Source organism: Chryseobacterium mulctrae, from assembly GCF_006175945.1.
Lineage (GTDB): Bacteria > Bacteroidota > Bacteroidia > Flavobacteriales > Weeksellaceae > Chryseobacterium > Chryseobacterium mulctrae.
The window spans coordinates 1175869-1200777 of sequence record NZ_VAJL01000001.1; the positions used below are offsets into that span (position 1 = coordinate 1175869).

Consider the following 24909-nt stretch of genomic DNA (forward strand, 5'->3'; position numbering starts at 1 on the left):
TCACCTTTTAAAATTATTTAATGAAAAATATAGCAGCATTAGCGCTTATCTCAATAGCACTTGTTTCATGTAAAAAAGAAACAGCAACCATCACGAAAGTAGATCCTAAAACAGGAAAAACAATCACCGTAGAAGTTCCCGCAGATTCTATAAAAGAAGTAAAGGCAGATGCGGCAATCAAAGATTCTTTGGGAGTTTTTAAGCAAACTTTTAAGCTTGAAAAAGGAAAAACCTACCCTTTAACAACCTATCAGAGAGATACCAAAACGATGACTGATCCGCAAGGTAAAACCATGACGGGAACCAGCGAATCTACTGACGAAATGAACTTCACTGTAAACGATATCAAAGGAAATGTTTATGACATGACCATTAATCTGATTGGAAAAAGAAATTCTCAGTCAGCACAAGGTAAAACCGTTGTTGTTGATACAAAATTGCCGATTCCTAAGGAAGATAACCTGAAAATGATTTGGAATGTAAACAAAGCACTTACCGGAAACAAGCTGAACATGAAGATGGATACAAAAGGAAATGTAATTTCTATCACCGGATTTGAAGCTGTGTACACAAAAATTTCTGATGCGTTGAAGAATATCGTTAAAGACGCTAATCAAAGAGCAAGTGTTGTAGCAAGTCTTAAAGAAAGCTTTAACGAAAAGGTTTTGAAAGATCAGTTTGAAAAAAACCTTTCGGTACTTCCTAAAAAAGGAGCTAAAATCGGTGATAAATGGAGTACTTCTGAAAATGCAGACGAAGCAGGAAAAATTAAAGTAACATCTAATTACACTTTAAAAAGTGCAGGAAACGGAGTTGTAGAAATTTCAATCACTGGTGGAATTCCTAAAAAAGAAGAGAAAAAATCTCAAGGTCCGATGACGCACAGCATGAGCAGCGAGTTATCTCAAAACGGAACGATCAAGTTTGACCAAAACACGGGGTGGATTAACAACCAAAACATCAGTGTAAAAACAACGCAGGTAGAAACTATTTCAGACGGAAAACAGTCTCAGTCTATGAAAAGTGTTTCAAACTCTTCTGTAATGGTAAACCCTTCATCTAAATAAGTTTTAGGGTTTGAGTGACTGAAAGTTTTAAAACTGATATTTTAAAGCTTTAAACCTTGAACTTTGAATTATTAAATAAAAAGTAATATGTCTTTTATCAAAGGAATTTTTGAGATCGTTCTCGCAACCATTGTTATTTTTTTTGTCTGGAATATTTTGAAGCGAATTTTCTTCAAAAAGTTTTATAATTTCATGGGATTCAAACCTAATAACAATCAACAGCAGGAAACTAAAAACTCAAAAACAAATATTGAGAAAAAAGTAAAGTGGGACGCAGAAACTGTGGACTATGAAGAGGTGAAAGAGAAAAGATAATTTTATTTAAATATTATTTTGAATCTTTACAACATCTAAAATAAAATCTACTTAATAACCAAGATGGCAAAAAACAAAAACTTAATATACATTGCAGTTTCTTTAATTGCATTTTTAGTTTTAGCATTTTTATATTCTACTCCTGTTTTTACAGGAAAGCAGCTTTTCCAGCACGATATTGTACAGTATCGTGGTGGCGCAAAAGAGTTGATTGATTATCGAAACAACTTCGACAAAGAAACCTACTGGAGCGACTCTATGTTTGGCGGAATGCCAACTTACCAAATGGGAAGCCGTTTTGAAGGAGACATTATCAAAAAAGTTGATAGCTACCTGAATATTTTGCCAAGACCGGTTAATTATTTGTTTTTATTGTTCTCAGGGTTTTTCCTTTTAGGAATGGTTGCTGTTCGAAACTGGAAATACGCCCTTTTGGGAGCCACCTTTTTCGGGCTCTCCACTTATTTTTACATCATTATTGCAGCCGGACACAACGGAAAAGTAAACACAATAGAATATTTCGCACCACTTTTAGCCGGAATTTTATTGGTTTATATCAGAAAAAAATACGTCCTCGGATTTATCATCACCACCCTTTTCTTTGGATTACAGGTTGCTGCAAACCACCCGCAAATGACGTATTATCTGTTCTTAGGTTTAGGATTTTTATTTATTTCTGAATTGGTAAGAGCGATAAAAAAGAAAGTTCCGATGAAACATTTTTTGATTTCATCAGGAATTATAGCTTCTGCTTTAGCGATCGGAGTTGGAATGAATTCTCAAAGAATCATGGCAAACTCCGAATATATTAAAGAAACGGTAAGAGGAAAACAAATTCTGAATACCGAGACCCATACTGCCGGAAATACCGGAATGGACAAAGAAAGTATCTTGATGTGGAGCTACGGTCAGTTGGAAACTTTAAACCTATTTATTCCAAGATTGATGGGAGGCGGAAGCCAAGAACCTGAAGGAAAAGAGATGATGGAAAAAGTACAGCAGCTTGTTCAGGATAATGTAACTTCTCAAGCCGAGTACGACCGAATTTCTAAAGGATTTGGAAGCTTAACGTATTGGGGAGACCAACCGGGAACTTCCGGACCTGCTTATCAAGGTGCCATTGTTTGTTTCTTGGCACTTTTAGGATTCTTTTTTGCCTCAAAAAAATACCGTTACTGGATCTTAGGTGCTACAATCCTCACCATATTATTGGCTTGGGGAAGCAACTTCATGCCGCTTTCAGACTTCTTTATAGAATATGTTCCGTTTTACAGCAAATTCAGAGCGCCATCTTCTATTTTGGTTGTTGTAGAATTGTTATTTCCTTTAATTGCGATTATCGGATTATATAGATTTTTCAATAGTGAAACTTTAGAAGAAGACTACAAAAAGAAAATCCTTACGTATGTTGGAGGTGGAACTTTAGGTTTAACTTTACTTCTTATTATTTTCGGAAAATCAATTTTAGGCTTTTATACCGACAACGAAAAACTGTACCTGCCTCCTTTCCTACTCGATTATTTGGTTGATGAACGTTTCAGCATGTTCAGAACAGATGCCATCAAAGCATTATTATATGTTGGAATTACGGTAGCCGTTCTATTCTTTGTTTTAAAACAAAAATTAAATCAAAACATCGCTTTGGTTATTATTGGATTGGTGAGTTTATTTGATCTTTGGACGGTTAATAAGCGTTATTTAAATGACGATAATTATGTAGATAAAATCTTTGCTGAAAACCCTTTCCAAACTGAAGGATCAGATTATTTAGCTGAAAAAGTAGGCGATAATGTCAACTTACAATCGATTTTAGCAAGTATTCCTGTGAATAAAACATTGGAAAATATTGCTGAAAATGATAAAAAACATTACAGAATTTACAATCAGGTTTTAGGAACAACCAGCGAAACCAATACTTCTTATTTCAAAGCTTCTATCGGAGGTTATCATGCGGTGAAACTGAGAAGATATGACGATCTATTAAATAAATATATCGTACAACCCGACAGCGTAAAAACTCCAAAAATTCTGAATTTACTCAACACCAAGTACATGATCTTTGGAAATCCGGGAGAGCCACAAGTTGTTCCGAATCCTAAAGCCAATGGAAATGCATGGTTTGTAAGTGATTTGAAATTTGTGAATACTCCAGACGAAGAAATTAAATATATCGGGGAAATCGACAGCAAAAAAACAGCTGTTATCAATGTTTCTGATAAATCATATTTTAATAACAAGCCGGTTCAGGCAGATTCTACAGCAACGATTAATCTGACAAAATATGAAGCCAATGAATTAGAGTTCAAATCTCAGTCTAAAACACCGCAATTAGCCGTTTTCTCTGAAATTTATTATCCTCATGGCTGGAAAGTTTTTGTTGATGAAAAAGAAGTTCCATACATTAAAGCTGATTATTTATTGCGTGCAGTACACGTTCCTGCTGGAAATCATCATATCAAAATGATTTTTGAGCCACAAGTCATCGAAACTGGAAAATGGATTTCTCTTCTTTGCTTCGGATTATTCATTGCATTGAGTGCTTTCGGAATTTATTTTATTTACCGAAAAAGAGATAAAAAACAAGTTGAAATCTCAATTGACAAATCTGTGTAAGTTTCTGTCATTCTGAACGAATCATAGCGGAGTGAAGAATCTCATTTTAAGTAATGATTTTTCCCAACATCAGAATGACAAAAGAAAAACAATCAATGAAAACTCTTGGAACTCATAATTACTATGTCTATATTTTAACCAATAAAATAAAGACTGTTTTGTACACAGGAGTTACCAACAATTTGAAATCCCGATTATATTGGCATCAGAATCCGGAAGCAATTGACAAAAGTTTTACCACAAAATATAAATGTTTCTATTTAGTTTATTTTGAACAATTTGCTGATGTAGAAACTGCTATCAAAAAAGAAAAGCAGATAAAAGGTTGAACAAGAATTAAAAAAGAGAACTTAATTAAAGAATTTAATCCTACTTGGAAATTTTTGAATGATAACGTTTAAAGAGATTCTTCATTACGCTTCGCTTCATTCAGAATGACAGTCTGCAAAATTATATGGAACAAAAGAAAATTCTTATTATCACCTATTATTGGCCACCTGCAGGTGGACCGGGAGTTCAGCGTTGGTTAAAATTCGCAAAATATCTTCCAGAATTTGGCTGGAAACCGATTATTTATACACCTGAAAACCCAAGCTACCCTTTGTTGGATGAAAGCTTAATGAATGACGTTCCTGAAGATTTGGAAATCGTAAGAACAAAAATCTGGGAGCCTTATCAATTGGCGGAAAAGCTTAATAAAAGCAATAAAAAATTCAAAGCGGGGCAATTTGATGTCGGTAACAATCAAAGCTGGAAATCTAAGCTTTCGATTTGGGTGAGAGGAAATTTTTTCATTCCCGATGCACGCATTTTTTGGGTTAATCCTTCGACTCAATTTCTTGAGCAATATTTGAAGATCAACAATATTGAGACGATCGTTACTTCAGGACCACCCCACTCGATGCATTTGATAGGTTTAAATTTAAAAAAGAAATTTCCCGATTTAAAATGGATCGCTGATTTCAGAGATCCGTGGACTGAAATTTCGTATTATAAGCATTTAAAATTAACAAAAAAATCAGATAAAAAGCATCGCCAATTGGAATCTGAAGTGTTCAAAACTGCGGATATCACTTTGGCAACAAGTTATACCGATGCAGAAAACTTCCGTAAAAATGGAGCAAATGCGTTTTGTATTACCAATGGGTTTGATGAAACTGATGCTTCGACTTCGCTCAGCATGACAGAGAACGCTTCAAAATTCACTTTAAGCTATATCGGTGTTTTAGAACAGTTAAGAAATCCTGAAAACCTTTGGAAGGCAATCGATAATTTAGTGAAAACCAATTCAGATCTTGCAGAAAACTTCAACCTTAAATTTGTCGGAAGAATTGATGACAAAATTTTAGAAGCTATTGAGAGATCAAGCTTAAAAGATCATATTCAGAATCTTGGTTACGTTTCGCATGATAAAGCGGTTGATGAAATGGCAAAATCTTCTCTTTTATTGATCACTAATTTTCCAAATGATTCGTCAAAAGGTATTATTCCTGGAAAAATATTTGAATACTTGGCAACAGGAAAACAAATTATTTCTTTTGGTCCAAACGAAGCTGATGTTGCAAAAATTTTAGATGAAACAAAAGCAGGAAAACATTTTGGATACAATGATTTCAAAGAAATTGAAGATTTTATTTTAGAAAAATTCGAACTGTGGAAAAATGGAAATCTTTTAGAAAATACTCAAAACATTGAGAAGTTTTCAAGAAAAAATTTAACAAAACAACTTTCTGAAATATTATAAAATTATTCCCCATCTAAAAAAGAAGGGGAATTTTATTTAAATCGTCCATTCATCATTGATAACGGCAATTACATAATATTTCCCTTCGAATTCTTCGAAAACAAATCGAAGCGCCTTCCAATCCATTCCGCCATATTTTTCTGAACCAGAAATGTAATTTTCTGTAAAATTAGTATTGGGATATATTTCTTTTAAATTATTAAGAGAATTTCCATTACCTAGAAACTTATCAAATGCATACTCGGATTTTGTAAAATCTTTTTTAAATACCCAGTTTTTGAGATATTGCTCAAGAGTTGCTTTATAAATTTCACCCGATCCGTCTCTGGATCCCCAAGTGAAAATAGTTTTTGTTGGCAAATATTTTTCAAAATCTGTTTTTGAGAAATGCTTATCTTCATTTCGGTTAACAAAAGCATACATCGAAAACCTTACGCCTTTTTCAGGATGAATATAGTTGGCAAAAACATCATAATAACCAACTTTCAGTGCCTGTAAAAGTTCATCATTGGTCTTTTTCAGCGCTACTTCTTTAGAGAATGCTTCCGGCTTTGTTTCGGTTCTTTCATTTGACCTTTTCAGATTATCTGTAGAAACTGCAGGACTTTTATCTTGCTTTTTCTCACACGACAATGCTGCTAAAAGTATGAATGCTAAAAAAGTCTTTTTCATTATAAAATTTTCGTGAAAAGTTCAAAAGCAATGCCAGTTTTGAGTTGAAATCTTTCAATGTTATGTTAAATTAAATAGAGTTTAAAAATCAGAACCATAGTTTTTGACTTATTGTTTAGAGACTATTGAGCCAAGCTTTTTTGTATTTTTGTTAAATGGAAATTTTAGATATTCTGATTATCGGAGCTGGACCGATTGGTCTAAACTGCGCACTCGAAGCAAAGAAAAACAACCTGAATTATTTAATTATAGAAAAAGGAACGATTGTAAACTCACTTTACAATTATCCTTTATACATGAAGTTTTTTTCGACAGCGGAAAAACTTGAAATTGCAGAAATTCCTTTTATATCGGCTGCTCCAAAACCGGGAAGACAGGAAGCTTTAGAATATTATCAGGGAATTGCGAGACAGAAAGACATCAATATTAACCTTTACGAAAAAGTATTAAACGTTTCTAAAAGCGGAAATATTTTTGAGATTGAAACTTCCAAATCAAAATATGCAGCCAAAAATGTGATTATCTCGACCGGGTTTTATGACATTCCGAATCTGATGAATATTCCCGGAGAAAATCTTGAGAAAGTAAAGCATTATTATACCGAACCTTATCCTTACGCAAAACAGAAAATCGTAGTTATCGGATCAAGTAATTCTTCGGTTGATGCCGCTTTGGAAACCTACAGAAAAGGAGCTGAAGTAACGATGATTATTCGAAATTCTGAGATTTCTGAAAATGTAAAATATTGGGTAAAACCAGATATTGAAAACAGGATTGCAGAAGGAAGTATTAAAGCTCATTTTAATGCTGAATTGATTGAAATTAAAGAAAATTCTATTGTATTTAAAGACAAAAACGATGAGATTCAGGAAATTGAAAATGATTTTGTTTTGGCAATGACTGGTTATCTTCCCGATTTTGATTTTCTTAAAAATTCCGGAATTGATTTACAAGGTGAATGTTTAAATCCTGTCTACAGTCCTGAAACAATGGAAACCAATATTGAAAATTTATATTTGGCAGGCGTTGTTTGTGGTGGAAAAGACACTCACCTTTGGTTTATCGAAAATTCAAGAATTCATGCGGAAATGATTATTCGAAACATTCTTTCAACGTAATTATTTTATTATAAGAAATATAACAATATATTCTTACTTTTGAAATATTCAATTTCAATATGAAAAGAAACATCATCTTCGCCCTTCTTACCACATTTTTTTCAATTACAATTTCAGCTCAGTCGGATAGCATTCGAGTGTATGTTACCAAAGCGCTGAAAATTATGAAAAATAAATCAGTAAATAAATCAAAACTTAATTGGGATGAAATATTCGATAAAACTCTTGATGAAGCATCAAAAGCTAAAACGATAAAAGAGACTTATCCCATTATTAAAAATGCTTTAAGTTCATTAAACGATTCTCATTCTAATTTTTACCCTGAAGATGTTGTAAAAGCCTACACATTAGGATACAAAGCAACGGGTCAGGAGTTTCCGATCATTAAAAGTGAAATGCTGGAAAACAGCTATGCTTACATCAGTTTACCAGATGTTGGTTCGTTCAATAAAGATGACTGGAACTTATACATCAATACTTTTTATGCAAAAGTTAATGACTTGCAAAAACGTAAACCTAAAGGTTGGATTATTGACTTGAGAGGAAATTTCGGAGGCATGCTTTATCCGATGTATGCTGCAATTGCTCCTTTTTTAGACGATAAAAATGTAGTCGGCACAAAAGATGCAGAAGGACAAATTGAATATTACAATTACAAAGACGCTAAGTTCTATGAAGGCTCAACAGCTACACAGATGTTCCAATTAACACAAAAACAGCCAAGATCGGTGAAAAAACCTGTAGCAATATTGGTCGATAAAGTAACGGGAAGCTCGGGAGAATTTATTACCGCTACATTTGTCGGTCAAAAAAATGTAAAAATTATTGGCACAAATACGCAAGGTTTAACTTCCGGAAACCAAGAATATAAATTATCAGACGGATCTTTCCTTGTTCTTACTACGGGCAATGTTGTTGACAGAACAGGAAAAGAATATGCTAAAATTGGCGAAGGAATTCCTCCAAATATTATCATTGAAAAATCTACCGATAAAGCAAAAACAAACGAAAACTATCTGAAAGAAGCGTTTAAGTATATTGATGGTAAATATAAAAATTAAAAATCAACCTTCATCCCCAAAACAAAATTTCTTTTTGCTGCAGGATTGTAATATCGGTTTCCAAACGCATTGATATCGAAACCAGAAACATAATCTTCATTGTATAAATTCTGAATCTGAAGGTATAAATTCACTCTTGTTTTTTCAAGATCTATAGGAAATCTAAATTGAATATTTCCAACCAAGCTTGATTCCGACCAAACAGAATTTGCATCATTCAAAGGTATTTTTGAGGTATAAAAATGAGAATAATCAACAGAAAGTTTTTTGAAAAAAGTAAAATTCAGCAAACTGTTTATCGTTGTTCTTGGAACTCCTGTTAAATCATTTCCCGAAAAATCATTTTGATTCTGTTGATAATTTTTAAATTTAAAATCATAAAAACTTCCTGAAAACCTGAATTTCAACTGACTGAAAAAATCATTTTTAAGATCAAAATTTTTAGACTCCAACAAAACTTCAAAACCTTTCTGAACGGTTTTTCCTGAATTTACAAAATATTCTTGTCCGGCTTCGTTTTGTCTTCTTACGATTGCATCTTCGAGTCGGAAATCAAAATAACTTGCTTCTACAAAAAAGAAATTTCCAAATTGTTTTCGAACCCCAATTTCTTTGTTCCAACCAAATTCCGGACTTAGAGTTACATTAAATTGTTGATTTGAGGAACGAATTTCTTCATTGGTGGGTGCTGAATTTCCCTTTCCTATTTTACCTCTTGCTGAAAAACCCGGTGCAAAAAGATAAGTAAAACCAAAATTTGGAAGCCATTGATTTTTAAAATTTATTTTTCCGTTTTCCGTTCGTGGATAAACCCTTTCCCAATCGTAAGAATTTGAATTTAAACTGATTGAAATATCAGTAAAAAGTTTTTCATCAAAATTAAATTTCTGTGAAAGGAAATAAAATCCTGAAGTATTTTTAATTTGATCAAAGTTTTGTGGATTACCTTCAAAACCTTTGTTGTTATCATAATTTTTAATCAGAATATCATTCATTCCACCTTCGAAACCCAATCGGTAAGCTAATGAAATCTTATCCCAATTTTTCTCATAATTAAAGTGTGTTCTCAAAGCAAAATTCTTTTCAAAACGGTTTTCAAAATTGGTAATAAAAGGATTTTCAAAATCAACATAAGAACCCTGAACTAAAATAAAATGTGAAAAATTTTGATTCAATTGATATTCGTTTGATAATCCTGCAAGAAACAGTTTATTACGAATTCCCGCATTTTGTTCTTCAGTTCCTGGAAGCGTCGCGGTCTTTGGTCTGGCTTGTTTTCTATTGATATTCATCTGTTCGAAAGTCAATCCGCCCGGAGTTTGATAATCAAGATCCGAATACATCAGCATTCCTTTTAAAATTCCTTTTTCTGAATATTGAAAATTATCTTTTATAAAGATTTGTTTTCTCTTTACCTTCGACTGTTCACGATAAGAATCGGTTTGATAATAATTTTGAAAAACTTCCAAAAATGTTTCCCGATCTGTTTAGAAAGATCAAAACTCTGATTGAAAGTTCCATAACTTCCGATGGATAAATTTGCGGATAAATTATCTGAAGATCTTATTTTTAAAAGCAATGTTCCACCAGTTACTGCTCCATAATCGCCACTTTCCGGACCTTTATAAATTTCCATTCTGTCAATCAATTCAGGAGTGATCACATTAAAATAAGTATTTCCGGAAGCATCTGACAAAATGAAATCATCCAGATAAACTTTCACATTCCGAACTCCAAAAGGTGAGCGTAAAGTACTTCCACGAAGTGAAATTCTGTAACTTCCGGGAGAGCGTTCTTCCATTCTTGCTCCTGCAATTTGGTTGATCGATTCCAGCATTCTTTCCGGCGTATTTTGATTGAGTAAATTTTCTGAAACTACCGAAACTGATTTTGTGGAAGTTATAAAAGTCGTCGGTTTTTTATAAGCATCAATTTTTACTTCTGAAATTAGATTGACAGAATCTTTTTTCTGAGAAAATAAAAAAGTCACGGATAAGGCGGAAAGAAGAAAGTATAGTTTTGTCATTAGACAAGGCACAGCAAAAATTGTACAGTTTAAGTCTAAACTTAAAAATTGGTATAAATATCCGTTTTCAATCATAATAAAAAATTTTAACGCAAAGAGCGCAAAGATTTTTCTAATATGACAAAAGCGGACAATCATAAAAATTAGAATAAAAAAAAGCCTTGTCAAGTTTTTGAACTTTGACAAGGCTGGCTTACTATTTAAATTAAATTTAATCTACAATTTCTTTTTTATCTTCAATCATCCACGGAACGATAAAGTAAAACGCAATAGCTATGATTGTTGCTAAAACTCCGGTACAGATCCATAAAACAGTAAATCCTAATTTTTCGGCAATTAAAGTTCCTAAATAGGGAGTTACAATAAATGCGATTGAAAAGGAAATTCCATTCAGACCCATATAAGCACCTTTGTTGTTTTGCCCTGATCTTAAAGCGGTGATGGTTGACATAAAAGGCAATGCCCAAATCTCACCAACGGATAATAAGGTCATTGAAATCACTAAAGTTATAATGCTATAATCGAAGCCCAACATTGCATAAGAAAGTCCACAAATAAAGGTTCCTAAAAACATGGTACGAGCAAGGCTCAGATATTTTTCGGCTACCTGAACCAATCCCATTTCCAGCAACACAACTATAAATCCGCTGTAACCTAATAAATAACCAATATTTTGCTGACTTAAATGAGCAGTATCTTTATAGAAAATCGTTAACGTACTGAATAACTGGAAGAAACAGATTGAAAATAGCATACAGAAAAAACAGTAAATCAAAAACTTACCATCCCGATAAGGCGAATTTTCTTTTTTAATCTCAATCGCTTCTTTTACTTTTCTTGCTCTCAATTTTGCAAGTTTATTACGTTTTCGAAAGAAAACAATGTATAAAATCCCGGCTAATAAAGCGGCTAAAGCATTTGAAAAAAACAAAAACTCATAAGAAATTGCCGACAAAATTCCACCTAAAGCAGGACCGATAGAGAATCCTAAATTGACTGCCATTCGGTTTAATGAAAATGCTCTTGTGATATTTTCCGGTTTTGCATACTTGGTAATCGCCACTGAGTTTGCAGGACGAAATGAGTCACTTACAATACTTTGAATCAAAATAATTGCAGCAACTCCCACTTCTGTTTTAAAGATAGGAATTAAGCAAAACAACGGAACACTCAGTAACAAACTCAGGTACTGAACTTTGTATTCCCCAATTTTATCGGTAATAAATCCACCTAACCAAGAACCAATCACAGAACCGATTCCGAAAAAGCTAAGCACAATTCCTGTATGTTCTATGCTGAATTTTAAATGAGCAGTCATATAAACTCCCAAAAACGGGAGCACCATCGAACCCGCACGGTTGATGAGCATTACCAAAGCTAACATCCAGCTTTCCTGAGAAAGCCCTTTGAATGAGTTGGTATATAATTGTATTATTTTCACAATTTCTAATTTTAATATTGATGATAATTCGTTGATAATTTTATTGATAAGCGTTTTATCTTATTTTTATTTAAATCCCATTTTTTAATTGATAGGATTTCATCCTATCCTTTATTAAGTCGTCCCTTCGGGACTCCTTTAAATACAAATAGCATTCATATTTTTCATTAATAACACAAAAAATATTCGTGTATTCGTGGCATTTATTATACATTATATGTTTAAAAACAAAAAAACAGGACTTAAAAAATTAAGCCCTGTTTCATTTATATTGATATAAATAAATTTTTACTCTGGCTTATAAGAGTCTTTTAAAGTCACCGTTCTATTGAATACAAAATTTGTATCTGTAGAATCCTGATCCTTCGTAAAATAGCCAATCCTTTGGAACTGAAGTGGTTCGCCCACTGCAACATCCTTCAAACTAGGCTCAGCAAATCCTTGAATTGTATTGACAGATTCAGGATTAATGAAATTTAAGAAATCTACATCTTTCTCAGCATCAGGCTGTTCCACAGTAAATAATTTCTCGTAATTTCTAACTTCCACAGGAATCGCGTGTTTCGCAGAGACCCAGTGAATGGTACCTTTTACTTTTCTTAAACTTTCCTCAGTTCCGCTTCCCGACTTAGATTTTTCGTCATAAGATGCGTAAATAGTCGTGATTTCACCATTTTCATCCTTCTCTACCCTTTCACCTTTAATGATGTAAGCAGATTTTAAACGGACTTCTCCACCTAATCTTAATCTAAAGAATTTATTGCCCGCTTCTTCCTTGAAGTCTTCACGCTCAATATATAATTCTCTTGAGAAAGGAATTTCTCTTGTTCCTGCATCTTCCTGCTCGTTATTATTTTCGGTAACCAGCCATTCTTCCTGACCTTCAGGATAGTTTTCGATCACTAATTTAATAGGGTCTACCACCGCCATCACACGTTTGGCTACTTTATTTAAATCTTCACGTACACAGAAATCTAAAAGCTGAATTTCAATTAAATTCTCCCTTTTGGCAACTCCAACTTTATCAATAAAATTCCTTATTGCATTCGCTGTAAAACCTTTTCTCCTCATTCCGGAAATCGTAGGCATTCTAGGATCATCCCAACCGTTAACTACATTTTCAGCAATCAGCCTTTGTAGTTTTCTTTTGGAAGTTATCATGTAAGAAACATTCATCCTTGCAAATTCTCTTTGCTTGTTTTTAACCTTTCCTTCTTCATAAACCTGGTCTAAATACCAGTTGTAAAGCGGTCTGTGGTTTTCAAACTCTAAAGAGCAAAGCGAGTGCGAAATTTGTTCAATATAATCAGATTCACCATGCGCCCAGTCGTACATTGGATAAATTTTCCAGTCTGTACCTGTTCTGTGGTGAGGTTTATTCAAAATTCTGTACATCACAGGGTCACGCATATTCATATTTGGTGAAACCATGTCGATTTTTGCACGAAGAGACATCGAACCACTTTCGAATACTCCGTATTTCATCTTTTCGAACAAATCTAAAGACTCTTCAACAGGACGATTTCTGAACGGAGATTCTATTCCCGGCTCTGCAGGATTTTTTCTTTGCTCAGTAATAACTTCAGATGGCTGCTCATCAACGTAAGCTTTCCCTTCTTTAATCAACTGAACTGCCCAATCGTAAAGCTGCTGGAAGTAATCGGAGGCGTACAACACTTTATCCCACTTGAAACCTAGCCATTCAACGTCTTTCATAATAGAATCTACAAATTCCTGCTCTTCTTTTTCAGGATTCGTATCGTCGAAACGAAGGTTTACGGGAGCATTGTATTTCTCACCCAAACCGAAGTTGATGCAGATCGCTTTTGTATGGCCTACATGCAGATAACCGTTTGGTTCAGGCGGAAAACGGAAACGGATTTGATCTTGTTTCAAACCGTTTGCCAAATCATCTTCGATAATTTGCTCAATAAAATTGAGTGATTTTTTTTCTTCTTCCATTAAAATTCGCTTTAAGATGTCGTATTATCCGACAATTTGCAAATTTAGGAAAATTTAAGGGTTTATGAAAATGATAAATTTTTAAAATAAATTCACTTTAAATTGATTTTTTTTCGGATATTTACAGTCCTAAATCTTAACATAATATCATCATGAAAAAAATAAGAAAGCATTTTCTTGATATTATTGAATATATCAAGAAAGCAATTTTCGTAAACGGGGTAATTTAATTAATTCATTTACCCCTTAAAGAATAACCTTTCTCCGTTTAGTTCTAAGTTAGTTTCAAAGTTATTCGTAAACAAACTTCCTGTTCCTAAACCTTGAGGCATTTCGTTTGCTTTTGTAAAAGTATATTGTGCAATTGCATTCAAACCAATATTACTTTCTAAAGCAGAAGTAATCCACCATCCGATATTTTGACACACAGCTAGAGATACCCACTCATCAGATCCTGAAAATCCACCTACCAAAGCTGGTTTCAAGATGATGTATTGAGGTTTTATTTTTTCTAAAAGCTTTTTCTTTTCATTGAAATCTATTATTCCAATTAGCTCTTCATCAAGCGCAATCGGAGTTGGGGTTTCGGCGCATAAATCTGCCATATCTTCCCAATTTCCAGCTTTTATAGGTTGCTCGATAGAATGAATATGTAAATCTGAAAGTTGTTGCAATACAATTTTAGCTTCATCTTTAGAAAATCCTCCATTGGCATCAACTCGCAACTCTAACTTTTCTTTTGAGAATTTCTGTCTTAATTTTTGAAGAATTTCATGTTCTGATTTCCAGTTGACACCTATTTTTAATTTAATACAATGAAAGCCTTGTTCAAGTTTTTCCCGAATCTGTTCTTCCATAAAATCGACATCACCCATCCAGATTAAACCATTGATCATCATTGAGCTTTGCCCTTTTGTAAATTCACTCGGAAAGTAAAGTTTGCCTCCGTACTTTAAATTTAATAAAGCCTGTTCATAACCAAACCAGATCGATGGAAATTCTTTTAACTCTTCTTTTAAAAATTCAAAATCCTGGTTAATATTTTCACAAAGCCATATTATTTTTTTTTCATAATCCGGTTTGTCATCGTAACTCAGTCCTCTGAATATGGCACACTCTCCTATTCCTTTATTTTCTTTTTCAAAAATTTCAAGAATATAAGTCTCTTTTTCAAGCAAAACGCCGCGAGATGTTCCACTCGGGCGTTTAAATTCTAATAAATATTTGTAATATTTTGCTGTCATTTATTTTACGCTGTCAATTCGCATAAACTCTTCTGCTTTTTCTACCATATCAATGCTTCCTGCAAAAAACGGTATTCTTTGGTGAAGCTCAGTCGGCTCAACTTCCATGATTCTTCTAAAGCCGTCTGTTGCCTTTCCACCAGCTTGTTCTGCTAAAAATGCCATTGGATTACATTCGTATAATAATCTCAACTTTCCGTTTGGTGATTGACCGTATGATGGATAGATGTAAATTCCACCTTTCAACATATTTCTATGAAAATCAGCAACTAATGAACCAATATACCTTGAAGTATAAGGACGATCACCTTCCTCCATCTGGCAATATTTAAGATAATTTTTAACTCCCTGAGGAAATTTGATATAATTTCCTTCGTTGATTGAATAAATTTTACCCGTTCTTGGAAATGTCATATTTGGATGAGAAAGATAATAAGTTCCCAGAGAAGGATCTAATGTAAATCCGTTCACGCCATTACCTGTCGTGTAAACAATCATTGTAGAAGAGCCGTAAATAACATATCCTGCTGCAATCTGATTAATGCCTTTCTGTAAAAAGTCTTCTAACTGTACCGGAGTTCCAGGCTCTGTAACTCTTCTGTAAATTGAAAAGATAGTTCCTACAGAAACATTCACATCAATGTTTGAAGAACCATCTAAAGGATCAATTAAAACTACATATTTGCTTAAATGACCGTTTTCGCCACATTTAATATCGATAAAATCATCATTTTCTTCAGAAGCAATTCCGCAAACAACTTCTCTTTGAGAAAGTGCGGTGATGAAAATATCGTTGGCAATTACATCAAGTTTTTGCTGTTCTTCACCCTGAATATTCTGATTTCCGGCAGCTCCTGCAATATCTACAATCCCTGCTTTATTTACTTCTCTGTTTACGACTTTGGACGCCAGTCTTATAGCACTTAGAAGACGTGAAAATTCCCCAGTGGAATACTGAAAATCTTCCTGTTTATCAATTAAAAATTCTCCTAGGGTCTGTAATGGTTGATCTGACATTTTTATGTTTTTTTACTTTAGTCCCAAATTTCGTAAATTTTATCACATTAAAAAACATTTTCGCACAAAATACCTTACACCCTATTAATCAACATTATACCAATCAAATATTTTAACATCCATACTCAATTGATGAAGATAATTATCCCCAAATCATACCCTTAAAGAGCAAATATTTCTTATACTTTACATCAATTTTAATTAAATCTTAATTCAATCCTAGCTCATCGCTATTTCATATCTCATCGTAATTCCATAATTTTGACATCCGAAAAAAAATTCAATGTTTTATATCTAACAATTTTATTCTTAACAATTTAATGAAAATTTTCAAGTTTGGAGGCGCATCAGTGAAAGATGCCGAAAGTGTAAAAAATGTATCTATGGTTCTTAGCAGCCAAGGTTTTGAAAAATGTCTACTTGTAATTTCAGCAATGGGGAAAACCACCAATGAGCTGGAAAAAGTAGTAGAATTGTATTTCAAAAAAGACAACTATCAAACTGAAATAGAGAATATAAAACAGAAACACATTGAAATAGCTAAGGGGCTTTTCTCGGACGATCATGCAGTTTTTGCAGAAATCAATTTGTTTTTTGATGATATTGTTTCTTTTTTAAGAAGAAATAAATCTCCCAATTATAATTTTGTTTATGACCAAGTTGTAAGTTGTGGAGAAATGATTTCCACAAAAATTGTAAGCGAATATCTGAATGATATACAATTTACCAATCAGTGGCTTGATGCAAGAGACTACATAAAAACAGATGATTCTTACAGAGACGGTAACGTCAACTGGCAAAAAACTGAGGAATTCATCTCAAATTTAAATCCTGACATCTGCTATGTAACACAGGGTTTCATTGGTTCTGATGATAATAATTTTACTGTAACTTTAGGAAGAGAAGGTTCAGATTACTCAGGAGCAATTTTTGCATACTGCCTTAATGCAACCGCAATGACTATTTGGAAAGACGTTCCGGGAGTAATGACAGGTGACCCGAGAATCTTTAAAAACGTTACGCTTTTATCTAATATCTCATACGAAGAAGCAATAGAAATGGCTTATTTTGGAGCGAGTGTAATCCACCCAAAAACATTGCAACCGCTTCAGCAAAAAAACATTCCTTTTTATGTAAAATCTTTTGTAGACCCTACAAAAGAAGGAACGAAAGTGGGTGTTTCTGAAAAAAACCAAAGCGAAGAATCTTATATTTTAAAAGATAATCAGACATTGCTTAAAATTTCTACAAGAGACTTCTCTTTCATCGCAGAAGACCACATGAGCTTAATTTTCAATAATTTATCTAAATACAAAATCAAAGTTTCTTTGATGCAGAATTCTGCAATTTCATTGGCATTGTGTCTTGAAGATAAATTTCTTAAAATTGAGGAACTGAATAATGAACTTCAGAAAATTTTCAAAACAGATGTTATAAAAAATGTATCTTTATTTACTGTAAGAAATGCAAAAATGGAGAACATTGATAAATTTTACCAAGAAAAAAGTGTATTATTGGAACAGATTTCTAAGAATACGCTTCAAATGGTAACACTATAAAAACTAACTCGGACTAAACACACATGAGCTTAATATCGAAAAATGATTTAATCAAAGCTTCCGGCTTGCATAAAATAGGGTTCCTAAAAAATCCTGTGGCATCTGCTGTTATGAGCATTGCAAAAATAAATGAAGTCAACAGACTTTATGATAAGCTGAAAGACAAAGAAGGTAAAGATTTTTTCGATTCTTTCGTGAGAGAGAGAAATTTGAGCTATGTAGCTTTTGAAGAAGACTTAGCAAAAATACCGAAAACGGGTCCTTTTATATTGGTTTCTAACCATCCTATGGGTGCAATTGACGGAATTTTAATGTGTAAAATTCTCTCAGAAGTCCGCCCGGATTTTAAAGTAATGGGAAATTTTCTTTTAGAAAAAATAAAACCCATGGAACCGTTTGTGATTGCTGTAAATCCTTTTGAAGGAAGAAAGGAAATCAGAAACAGTGCAACCGGAATGCGGGAAACACTGAAGCATCTTGAAAATGGAGGCTGTATAGGAATTTTTCCTGCAGGAGAAGTTTCAAATAAAAATAATCCCTATGGAGAAATTCTCGACAGAGAATGGGAAAAACCGGCTTTAAAGCTTATAAAAATGGCAAAAGTACCGGTTGTTCCTATGTATTTTCATGCTAAAAACAGTACTCTTTTTTATCAGGTAGCCAAGATTCACCCGAACTTGCAGACCATTATGCTGCCTGCGGAAATGATGAATGACCGTGAAAAACCAATCCGTATCAGAATAGGAAAACCTATCACGGTAAAGGTGATGGATGAGATGGAAAATATCGAGGAATTGGGAGAGTTTCTGAAACGTAAGGTTTATATGATGAAATCTTATTATGAAAAACGAAAATCTCTTGCGCAGGCTATTAATCTTAAGAATTTATATGTAAAATTCCCTTTATTAAGAGAAGAAAACATTGTACAGAATATCATTGATGAAACTCCGAAAGAAGATATTATAAAAGACATCAATAAACTGAGAGGTACCGACAAAATGCTTTTCAGCAATGGTAATTATGAAATATATTTCACCCCTTATGAGCAGATTCCTTCTGTAATGAGGGAAATCGGAAGACAGAGAGAGCTTACCTTCCGTGCAGTGGGTGAAGGAAGTAACCTTCCGTTTGATCTTGATGAGTACGACAAACATTATCATCACTTGTTTTTATGGGATAATGCCGCAGAAAAACTTGCAGGAGCCTATAGAATGGCTTTAGGAAGAGATGTGATGAAAAAATTTGGAATCAAAGGCTTTTACACGAGTTCTCTTTTTGAGTTTGAGCAGGACATTCATCCATTTTTCAAGAAAGTAATTGAAATGGGACGTGCTTATATCTGTGAAGAATATCAGCAAAAACCACTTCCTCTATTCCTTTTGTGGCGTGGAATTGTACATGTTTGCTTAAGAAATCCTGATCATAAATTCCTGATGGGAGGAGTAAGTATTTCTAATAAATTTTCAGAATTTTCTAAATCTTTGATGATTGAGTTTATGCGTTCAAACTATTATGACTCTGCTGTAGCTCAATACATTACCCCAAGAAATGATTTTAAAGTAAAACTCAGAGATCGTGATAAACATCTTTTTTTAGATGAAATGGAATCTGATTTAAATAAATTAGATAAAATAATTGACGATCTTGAACCTGAATTGAGAATGCCGGTTTTGATAAAAAAATACATCAAGCAAAATGCAAAAGTAATTGCCTTTAATGTTGACCCCAACTTTAATGATGCGATTGACGGATTAATGTATATCAGAATAAGTGATCTTCCTGAAAGCACGATTAAGCCTGTTTTAGAGGAAATGAGTGAACAAATAAGAAAAGAACAGGAAAATAATCAGACTGAAAATCAATAGGTTTTAATTTATTAGCAAAAAAGTTTAATTAATATTTGCTTCATATACCAAAACTTCCTACTTTTGCATCACTTTAAAACAACGAAGTAATTGGTTTCTTAGCTCAGTTGGTAGAGCAATGGATTGAAAATCCATGTGTCCCTGGTTCGATTCCTGGAGAAACCACTTAAACCGCCTTTCATTAGGCGGTTTTCTTTTCAAAACTGTTTAAAGTAAATTTGCAGATTATAATATTTATTATTACATTTGCACCACTTCAAAACGAAATATAAAACCAAATGGTTTCTTAGCTCAGTTGGTAGAGCAATGGATTGAAAATCCATGTGTCCCTGGTTCGATTCCTGGAGAAACCACTTAAACCGCCTTTTTTAGGGCGGTTTTTTTGTTTACTCTATTTTGGAAAGTTTCGTTATTCATATAAAATCAAAATTAAGTATCTTCGCTTCTTTAAATTTATAATTAGAATGAAAAATATTATCTCCGGATTATTTATTTTTATCAATATTTTTATTTTGGCTCAGGAAGAAGGAATTAAATTTGACCAGAGTAATTTCAAAGATCTTATTGCTAAAGCAAAAAAAGAGAAAAAGCTTGTTTTTATTGATGCTTATGCAGTTTGGTGTGGTCCGTGCAAAATGATGGACAAAAATGTTTTCACCCAAAAATCGGTAGGAGATTATTTCAATAAAAACTTTGTGAGCTCAAGAATCGACATGGAAAAAGGTGAAGGAAGAGAAATTGCCCAAAAATTTTCGGTGCGCTCCTATCCCACTTTTCTTTTTTTAAATGGTGACGGAGACTTGGTCTCTCAAAATTATGGCTATATGGAACCAAGCCTTTTTCTTTCTATGGCACAAGATGTAAATGCCGTAAATTCTAAAGAAGGTTCATCTAAAGAAAGATTTGCTAAAGGTGAAAAGAGCCCGGAATTTCTAATTAATATAATAAAACTTCATTCAAATTCAGATTATGAGTTTGCCAGAAAAGCTTCTGAAAGATATTTTGAAAATAAGCCCAAAAATGAAGAGTTCACAAAAGATGATGCAGGATTTTTATTCTATTTCCTTAAATCTTCTGAAGACCCGAATTACAAAACTTTTGTTGCAAGAAAAACTGAAATTCTAAAGTTTTTACCTGAAGAAAATTATAATGAATTTAACAACCAACTTGTATTAGGAAAAGTGGTTGAAGAATCTATTGACGAGAAAAGTAAAAAAATCAACGATGCCTATTTTCTGAAAACTGCAGAACCTTTGGTTGGAAAAGAAGCAGCTTTGACAAAACTTAACCAGACTAAACTGGCTTACTACGAGCAAAATTCCAATTTCCCTGAGTATGAAAAAGTGGCTTTAGATTATTATAAAAATTCCGATACATTTGAACCGAATGAGCTTTTAAAAGCAGCATGGATATTTTCAGATCATGTAAAGACACCCTCTTCTTTAAAAAAAGCTGCAGAATGGACTGAAAAATCGGTTATGCGTGGCGAAACATCGGAGAACACTTATATTTTAGCTAAAATTTACTTTAGTTTAGGAAGTAAAGATTTAGCTAAAAACTTTGCCGAGCAATCTAAAAATATTGCCAGTCAATCTGGTAAAGACGCAAGTTTAGCACAAGCATTATTAAATCAAATTAAATAAAATATACATTTTGAAGTATAAAATTTTTATGGCTGCATTAAGTTTATTTTCAGTAATAAATATTAATGCACAGGAAAATCAAACAGAAGAAATAAAATCTGAATCTGAGAAAAAAGTGTACCTAAAAGGAAATGCTTTATTTGTTCCTATCGGAATTATTAACTTAGGTTTAGAGCATCAAATAAATAAAAAAATAACAGTACAAGGAGATGTTTTTATTTCTCCCTGGAAGTCATTTTCTGGTCATGAGCTACAATATTATTCTGCATCGATAGAAGGAAGATACTATTTCAAAGAAGCATTTGACGGATGGTATTTAGGTGCAAACATTGGGGTATCCTCTTTTGTTTTACAGAAATGGAATTACTGGAATGATGATCCATACCCAAGTAAAAATGAAGAAAATGTAACTTTCACAAAATCAAACCTATATCAAAAGGGATATTCTTTTTTAGCAGGAATTACAACTGGTTATCAGTTTAGGTTATCTGATAATTGGAGGATGGATTTATATGGTACAATAGGAACTTCACAGGATTTTTACAAAGGATATGACAGAGTATCCGGAAAAAGATATGATGAAAAACCCGATGGCTACAACAGAAGCGGCGAAATAATTCCTTACAGAGGAGGAGTAATGATTTCTTACAGATTAAAATAAAATGAAACTACTAGGAAGAAACCATATCATTATATCGGTTATTACATTTGCGATATTATTCCTGATGAATTATCTGGGAAATCATGAAGCTGATAAGCTTGAACGTGCTTTGATGACAGCGTTTGCAGGCGTTATCGGTTTATCCATCGGACTTTTTATTCTGAATAAAGGAAAGGATGATAAAAATCCGCCACAGAATTTTGATTGAAAAATAATGAATGGTCAAAGGTCAATCCGCTACTCTTGTGAATTTTAAAATGTATTTAAGATTGATTAGCTAAGCTAAATTCACAATTATAAATAAAGAATACAAAAAAAGTCAACTGTAAAATTTACAGTTGACTTTTTTAATCTTGATAAACAATATATTTCTTTCTTATTTTTTCAAATTTCTCTAAATCTGATTTCCAGAAAGATTTAATTTCTCTTTCAGATTTGCCCGAAACAATTTGTTTCCTCAGCTCATCGCTTCCTGCTAAAGTATCAAAGAAAAGATTTTTAAGGAAGAAATCCTGTTGAGGATTTTTATAATTTTTATACGCTTTAATTAACCATTCTAGATTAATTTCTCGCAAGTCTTTAGAATATTCAGAAAGGTTTTCACCATAACACAATTTACCATTCAGGAAAGGATCTTTTGCTCCGAAATTGGGTTTTGGCGTAAATTGGTAAGGCAAATCTTTTGTCCATGGTGAACCATACACCTGAAACGGAAGATCAGTTCCTCGTCCTACAGAAACCTGTGTTCCTTCAAAAAAACATAAGCTTGGGTATAGGTTGATCGATTGATCATTCGGAAGATTGGGCGAAGGTTTATCTAAAATTGCATAACGCTTTTTCTTATGGTAATTCTTCATTTCTACCAAAGTATATTTTGCCTGAACCCCGTTTTTTAGCCATTTTTCACCGTTTACCATTTTTCCGTATTCACCGATGGTTAAACCGTACACAACAGGAACTTCGTGCATCCCGACAAAGCTTTCCCATTTTTTCTTTAAAACTGGTCCGTCAATATATCCATCATGCGGATTTGGTCGATCCAGAACCATGATTTCCACATTATTTTCGGCTGCGGCTTCCATCAAATACGTCAAAGTTGAGATGTACGTATAAAATCTCACCCCGACATCCTGAATGTCGAAAACAACAATATCAATTCCTTTTAATTGTTCCGGTTTTGGTTTTTTATTATTTCCGTAAAGAGATACAATAGGAATTCCGGTCTTTACATCTAATCCGTTTTTTACTTTTTCTCCTGCATCAGCATCGCCTCTGAAACCATGTTCGGGGGCAAAAATAGATTTGACATTGATTTTATTTTCAACTAAAAAATCTACGATACTTAAAGTATCTATCTTCATTGCTTTTGCACAACCTGTCGAAGGATCTTTTGCTGCATTATAATATTTCACTCTTGTTACAAGCCCAGTCTGGTTGGTTACTACCGCAACTTTTTTATTTTTTAGAAGTCCAAGATATTTTTCCGGTTGGTCTGCACCGGTTTTAAAATCCTCTTTATTTGATGTCTGAGAATAATATTGACTGAATACTCCTAAAAAAATTAGGCAAATAAGAACTAATGTTTTAATTTTGAAATTTAAATTCATAAGCTTGAAATTTCCATTATATTTCTCCCGAAAAATAGCGTTTTCCAAAGATAACAAAAATAACCTTTCTCGGGTTATCATCTTCATCGGCAGACTGTCTGTAGCTTTGGGAATCATCGTTTCGCTCATCACTGTTTCTACAGGATTGGGTTCAAAAAAAGCGATTAAAGAGAGACTGGGAGATTTCAGCGGGCATATTACGGTACGATCTACCAAATCAAATTCGTCTTACAATACTTCAGTTTTAGATAACCAAGGATTAGATATTAAAAGTATTAAGGCATTTCCCGATGTTGCAACAGTTCAGGGATATGTAATGGTAACCGGAATTATGCGTAATGAACATAGTTTTGCAGGAATTATTTTCAAAGGTGTCGGTAAAGATTTTGACAGTTTACGATTTAAAAAATTCCTGACTGCCGGAAAAACTCCTTTTCTGAATGGCGAAGGTTATAATAACGGCGTTGTTATTTCAGAAAAAATTGCCAATGATCTTCATCTGAAAGTGAATGACAGCATCGTTACTGTTTTTTCAAAAGCCGACCAGAAGCCTATTTACAGAAACTTTGAAGTCGTGGGAATCTACAAAACCGACATCAAAATGATTGACGATCAGTTTGTAGTGGGTGATATCAATCACGTAAGAAGAATTCTTGATATGAAGCCTGATGAAATCGGAGGATTGGATGTGTTTTTTAAAAACATCAATAATATCGATAAAGATTTTCCACAGGTTGAAAAATTTATCGGATATAAAAATTACGCAGAAAAAGCTACCGATAAATATCCACAAATCAATGATTGGATAGGGCTTTTCGACACCAATATCGGGATTATTATTTCAATTATGCTTTTGGTAGTAATCATCAATATCATTATGGTTTTGCTGATTTTGATTATCGAAAGAACCAACTCGATTGGTTTGCTAAAAACTTTAGGTGCAACCAACGGACAGATTCGTGCGACTTTCATCAATTACACCCTAATTATCATGGTTCCCGGACTTTTATGTGGAAACCTGATTGGTCTTGGACTTTTAATTACCCAAAAATACACTGGAATTATTAAATTAAATCCTGCCAATTACTACGTAAGTGTAGTTCCTGTAGACCTTAATCCGTGGATCATTATTTCTATTTCTGTAGGGATTTTAATTATTTCCGGAATGGCTTTGGTGATTCCAAGTTATCTGATCAGTAAAATTTCTCCTGTAAAAGCAATCAAGTATAATTAGTGAATTGTCAATTTAGCTTCGCTAGTGAATTATTAATTATAAATCTTGCTTTGCATAAAG

The 24909-nt window shown here is 33.3% G+C and carries 21 protein-coding genes and 2 tRNA genes; 15 read left to right on the forward strand and 8 right to left on the reverse strand.

Features of this window, described 5'->3' with window-relative positions; genetic code table 11:
• The first annotated feature begins 20 nt into the window (after positions 1-20).
• The 5 genes from FDY99_RS05185 (at position 21) to FDY99_RS05205 (ending at position 5739) form a co-directional block, all read left to right on the forward strand.
• The gene (locus tag FDY99_RS05185) at positions 21-1067 is read left to right on the forward strand and encodes a DUF6263 family protein (RefSeq protein WP_139419721.1); all 1047 of its coding nucleotides are present in this window, start codon (positions 21-23) and stop codon (positions 1065-1067) included.
• An 87-nt stretch (positions 1068-1154) separates the two neighbouring features.
• Positions 1155-1382: a hypothetical protein gene (locus FDY99_RS05190; protein ID WP_074229835.1), complete on the forward strand. Its 228-nt coding sequence runs from the start codon at positions 1155-1157 to the stop codon at positions 1380-1382.
• Between the two features lie 63 nt (positions 1383-1445).
• Complete coding sequence (locus FDY99_RS05195) at positions 1446-3995, forward strand: YfhO family protein (RefSeq protein ID WP_139419723.1); 2550 nt, start codon at positions 1446-1448, stop codon at positions 3993-3995.
• Positions 3996-4090: 95 nt separating this feature from the next.
• Positions 4091-4324 (forward strand): GIY-YIG nuclease family protein, encoded by a 234-nt coding sequence (locus FDY99_RS05200; protein WP_317129813.1) that lies wholly within the window; start codon positions 4091-4093, stop codon positions 4322-4324.
• 125 nt (positions 4325-4449) lie between these two features.
• Positions 4450-5739: a glycosyltransferase family 4 protein gene (locus FDY99_RS05205; protein ID WP_139419725.1), complete on the forward strand. Its 1290-nt coding sequence runs from the start codon at positions 4450-4452 to the stop codon at positions 5737-5739.
• A gap of 36 nt (positions 5740-5775) precedes the next feature.
• Here FDY99_RS05205 and FDY99_RS05210 read toward each other — a convergent pair whose 3' ends face one another.
• A complete protein-coding gene (locus tag FDY99_RS05210) occupies positions 5776-6411 on the reverse strand; it encodes a hypothetical protein (RefSeq protein ID WP_139419727.1) in 636 nt (211 codons plus the stop codon).
• Positions 6412-6566: 155 nt separating this feature from the next.
• Between FDY99_RS05210 and FDY99_RS05215 the strand changes: the two genes are divergently transcribed.
• Positions 6567-7529, forward strand: coding sequence for a YpdA family putative bacillithiol disulfide reductase (locus FDY99_RS05215; protein ID WP_139419728.1), 963 nt, complete (start codon positions 6567-6569; stop codon positions 7527-7529).
• A gap of 59 nt (positions 7530-7588) precedes the next feature.
• On the forward strand, positions 7589-8590 hold the full coding sequence (locus tag FDY99_RS05220; protein ID WP_139419730.1) for a S41 family peptidase: 1002 nt from the start codon (positions 7589-7591) through the stop codon (positions 8588-8590).
• On the opposite strand, the gene FDY99_RS05225 is transcribed toward FDY99_RS05220, so the two are convergent.
• The 6 genes from FDY99_RS05225 to fbp form a co-directional block, all read right to left on the reverse strand.
• Positions 8587-10059 (reverse strand): TonB-dependent receptor domain-containing protein, encoded by a 1473-nt coding sequence (locus FDY99_RS05225; protein ID WP_228448741.1) that lies wholly within the window; start codon positions 10057-10059, stop codon positions 8587-8589. The two genes, FDY99_RS05220 and FDY99_RS05225, sit on opposite strands and share 4 nt — an antisense overlap.
• Positions 10002-10691: a TonB-dependent receptor plug domain-containing protein gene (locus FDY99_RS23300; protein ID WP_228448742.1), complete on the reverse strand. Its 690-nt coding sequence runs from the start codon at positions 10689-10691 to the stop codon at positions 10002-10004. Before FDY99_RS23300 ends, FDY99_RS05225 begins: the two co-directional genes overlap by 58 nt.
• A gap of 136 nt (positions 10692-10827) precedes the next feature.
• Positions 10828-12000: an MFS transporter gene (locus tag FDY99_RS05230; protein ID WP_139423765.1), complete on the reverse strand. Its 1173-nt coding sequence runs from the start codon at positions 11998-12000 to the stop codon at positions 10828-10830.
• A gap of 345 nt (positions 12001-12345) precedes the next feature.
• Complete coding sequence (locus tag FDY99_RS05235; RefSeq protein ID WP_139419731.1) at positions 12346-14019, reverse strand: glutamine--tRNA ligase/YqeY domain fusion protein; 1674 nt, start codon at positions 14017-14019, stop codon at positions 12346-12348.
• A 239-nt stretch (positions 14020-14258) separates the two neighbouring features.
• A complete protein-coding gene (locus FDY99_RS05240; RefSeq protein WP_139419733.1) occupies positions 14259-15263 on the reverse strand; it encodes an o-succinylbenzoate synthase in 1005 nt (334 codons plus the stop codon).
• Positions 15264-16280, reverse strand: a complete 1017-nt coding sequence (gene fbp, locus FDY99_RS05245) for a class 1 fructose-bisphosphatase (protein WP_074229846.1) — start codon at positions 16278-16280, stop codon at positions 15264-15266. It abuts the gene before it with no gap.
• A gap of 320 nt (positions 16281-16600) precedes the next feature.
• On the opposite strand from fbp, the gene FDY99_RS05250 reads away from it, so the two are divergent.
• The 7 genes from FDY99_RS05250 (at position 16601) to FDY99_RS05280 (ending at position 22216) form a co-directional block, all read left to right on the forward strand.
• Positions 16601-17839: an aspartate kinase gene (locus FDY99_RS05250; protein WP_139419735.1), complete on the forward strand. Its 1239-nt coding sequence runs from the start codon at positions 16601-16603 to the stop codon at positions 17837-17839.
• A gap of 23 nt (positions 17840-17862) precedes the next feature.
• On the forward strand, positions 17863-19704 hold the full coding sequence (locus FDY99_RS05255; protein ID WP_139419738.1) for a lysophospholipid acyltransferase family protein: 1842 nt from the start codon (positions 17863-17865) through the stop codon (positions 19702-19704).
• A 92-nt stretch (positions 19705-19796) separates the two neighbouring features.
• Positions 19797-19869 (forward strand) — tRNA-Phe (locus FDY99_RS05260).
• A 115-nt stretch (positions 19870-19984) separates the two neighbouring features.
• A tRNA-Phe gene (locus FDY99_RS05265) sits at positions 19985-20057 on the forward strand.
• 111 nt (positions 20058-20168) lie between these two features.
• Entirely contained in the window at positions 20169-21347 is a 1179-nt protein-coding gene (locus tag FDY99_RS05270) for a thioredoxin family protein (RefSeq protein ID WP_139419740.1), read from the forward strand.
• A 10-nt stretch (positions 21348-21357) separates the two neighbouring features.
• Positions 21358-22008, forward strand: a complete 651-nt coding sequence (locus FDY99_RS05275) for a DUF3575 domain-containing protein (protein WP_228448744.1) — start codon at positions 21358-21360, stop codon at positions 22006-22008.
• A gap of 1 nt (position 22009) precedes the next feature.
• On the forward strand, positions 22010-22216 hold the full coding sequence (locus tag FDY99_RS05280) for a hypothetical protein (RefSeq protein WP_074229850.1): 207 nt from the start codon (positions 22010-22012) through the stop codon (positions 22214-22216).
• A 139-nt stretch (positions 22217-22355) separates the two neighbouring features.
• Here FDY99_RS05280 and FDY99_RS05285 read toward each other — a convergent pair whose 3' ends face one another.
• Entirely contained in the window at positions 22356-23615 is a 1260-nt protein-coding gene (locus tag FDY99_RS05285) for an exo-beta-N-acetylmuramidase NamZ family protein (RefSeq protein WP_139419742.1), read from the reverse strand.
• A 4-nt stretch (positions 23616-23619) separates the two neighbouring features.
• Here FDY99_RS05285 and FDY99_RS05290 point away from each other — a divergent pair, with 4 nt between their 5' ends.
• Positions 23620-24849, forward strand: a complete 1230-nt coding sequence (locus FDY99_RS05290) for an ABC transporter permease (protein ID WP_139419744.1) — start codon at positions 23620-23622, stop codon at positions 24847-24849.
• Positions 24850-24909: the final 60 nt, after the last annotated feature.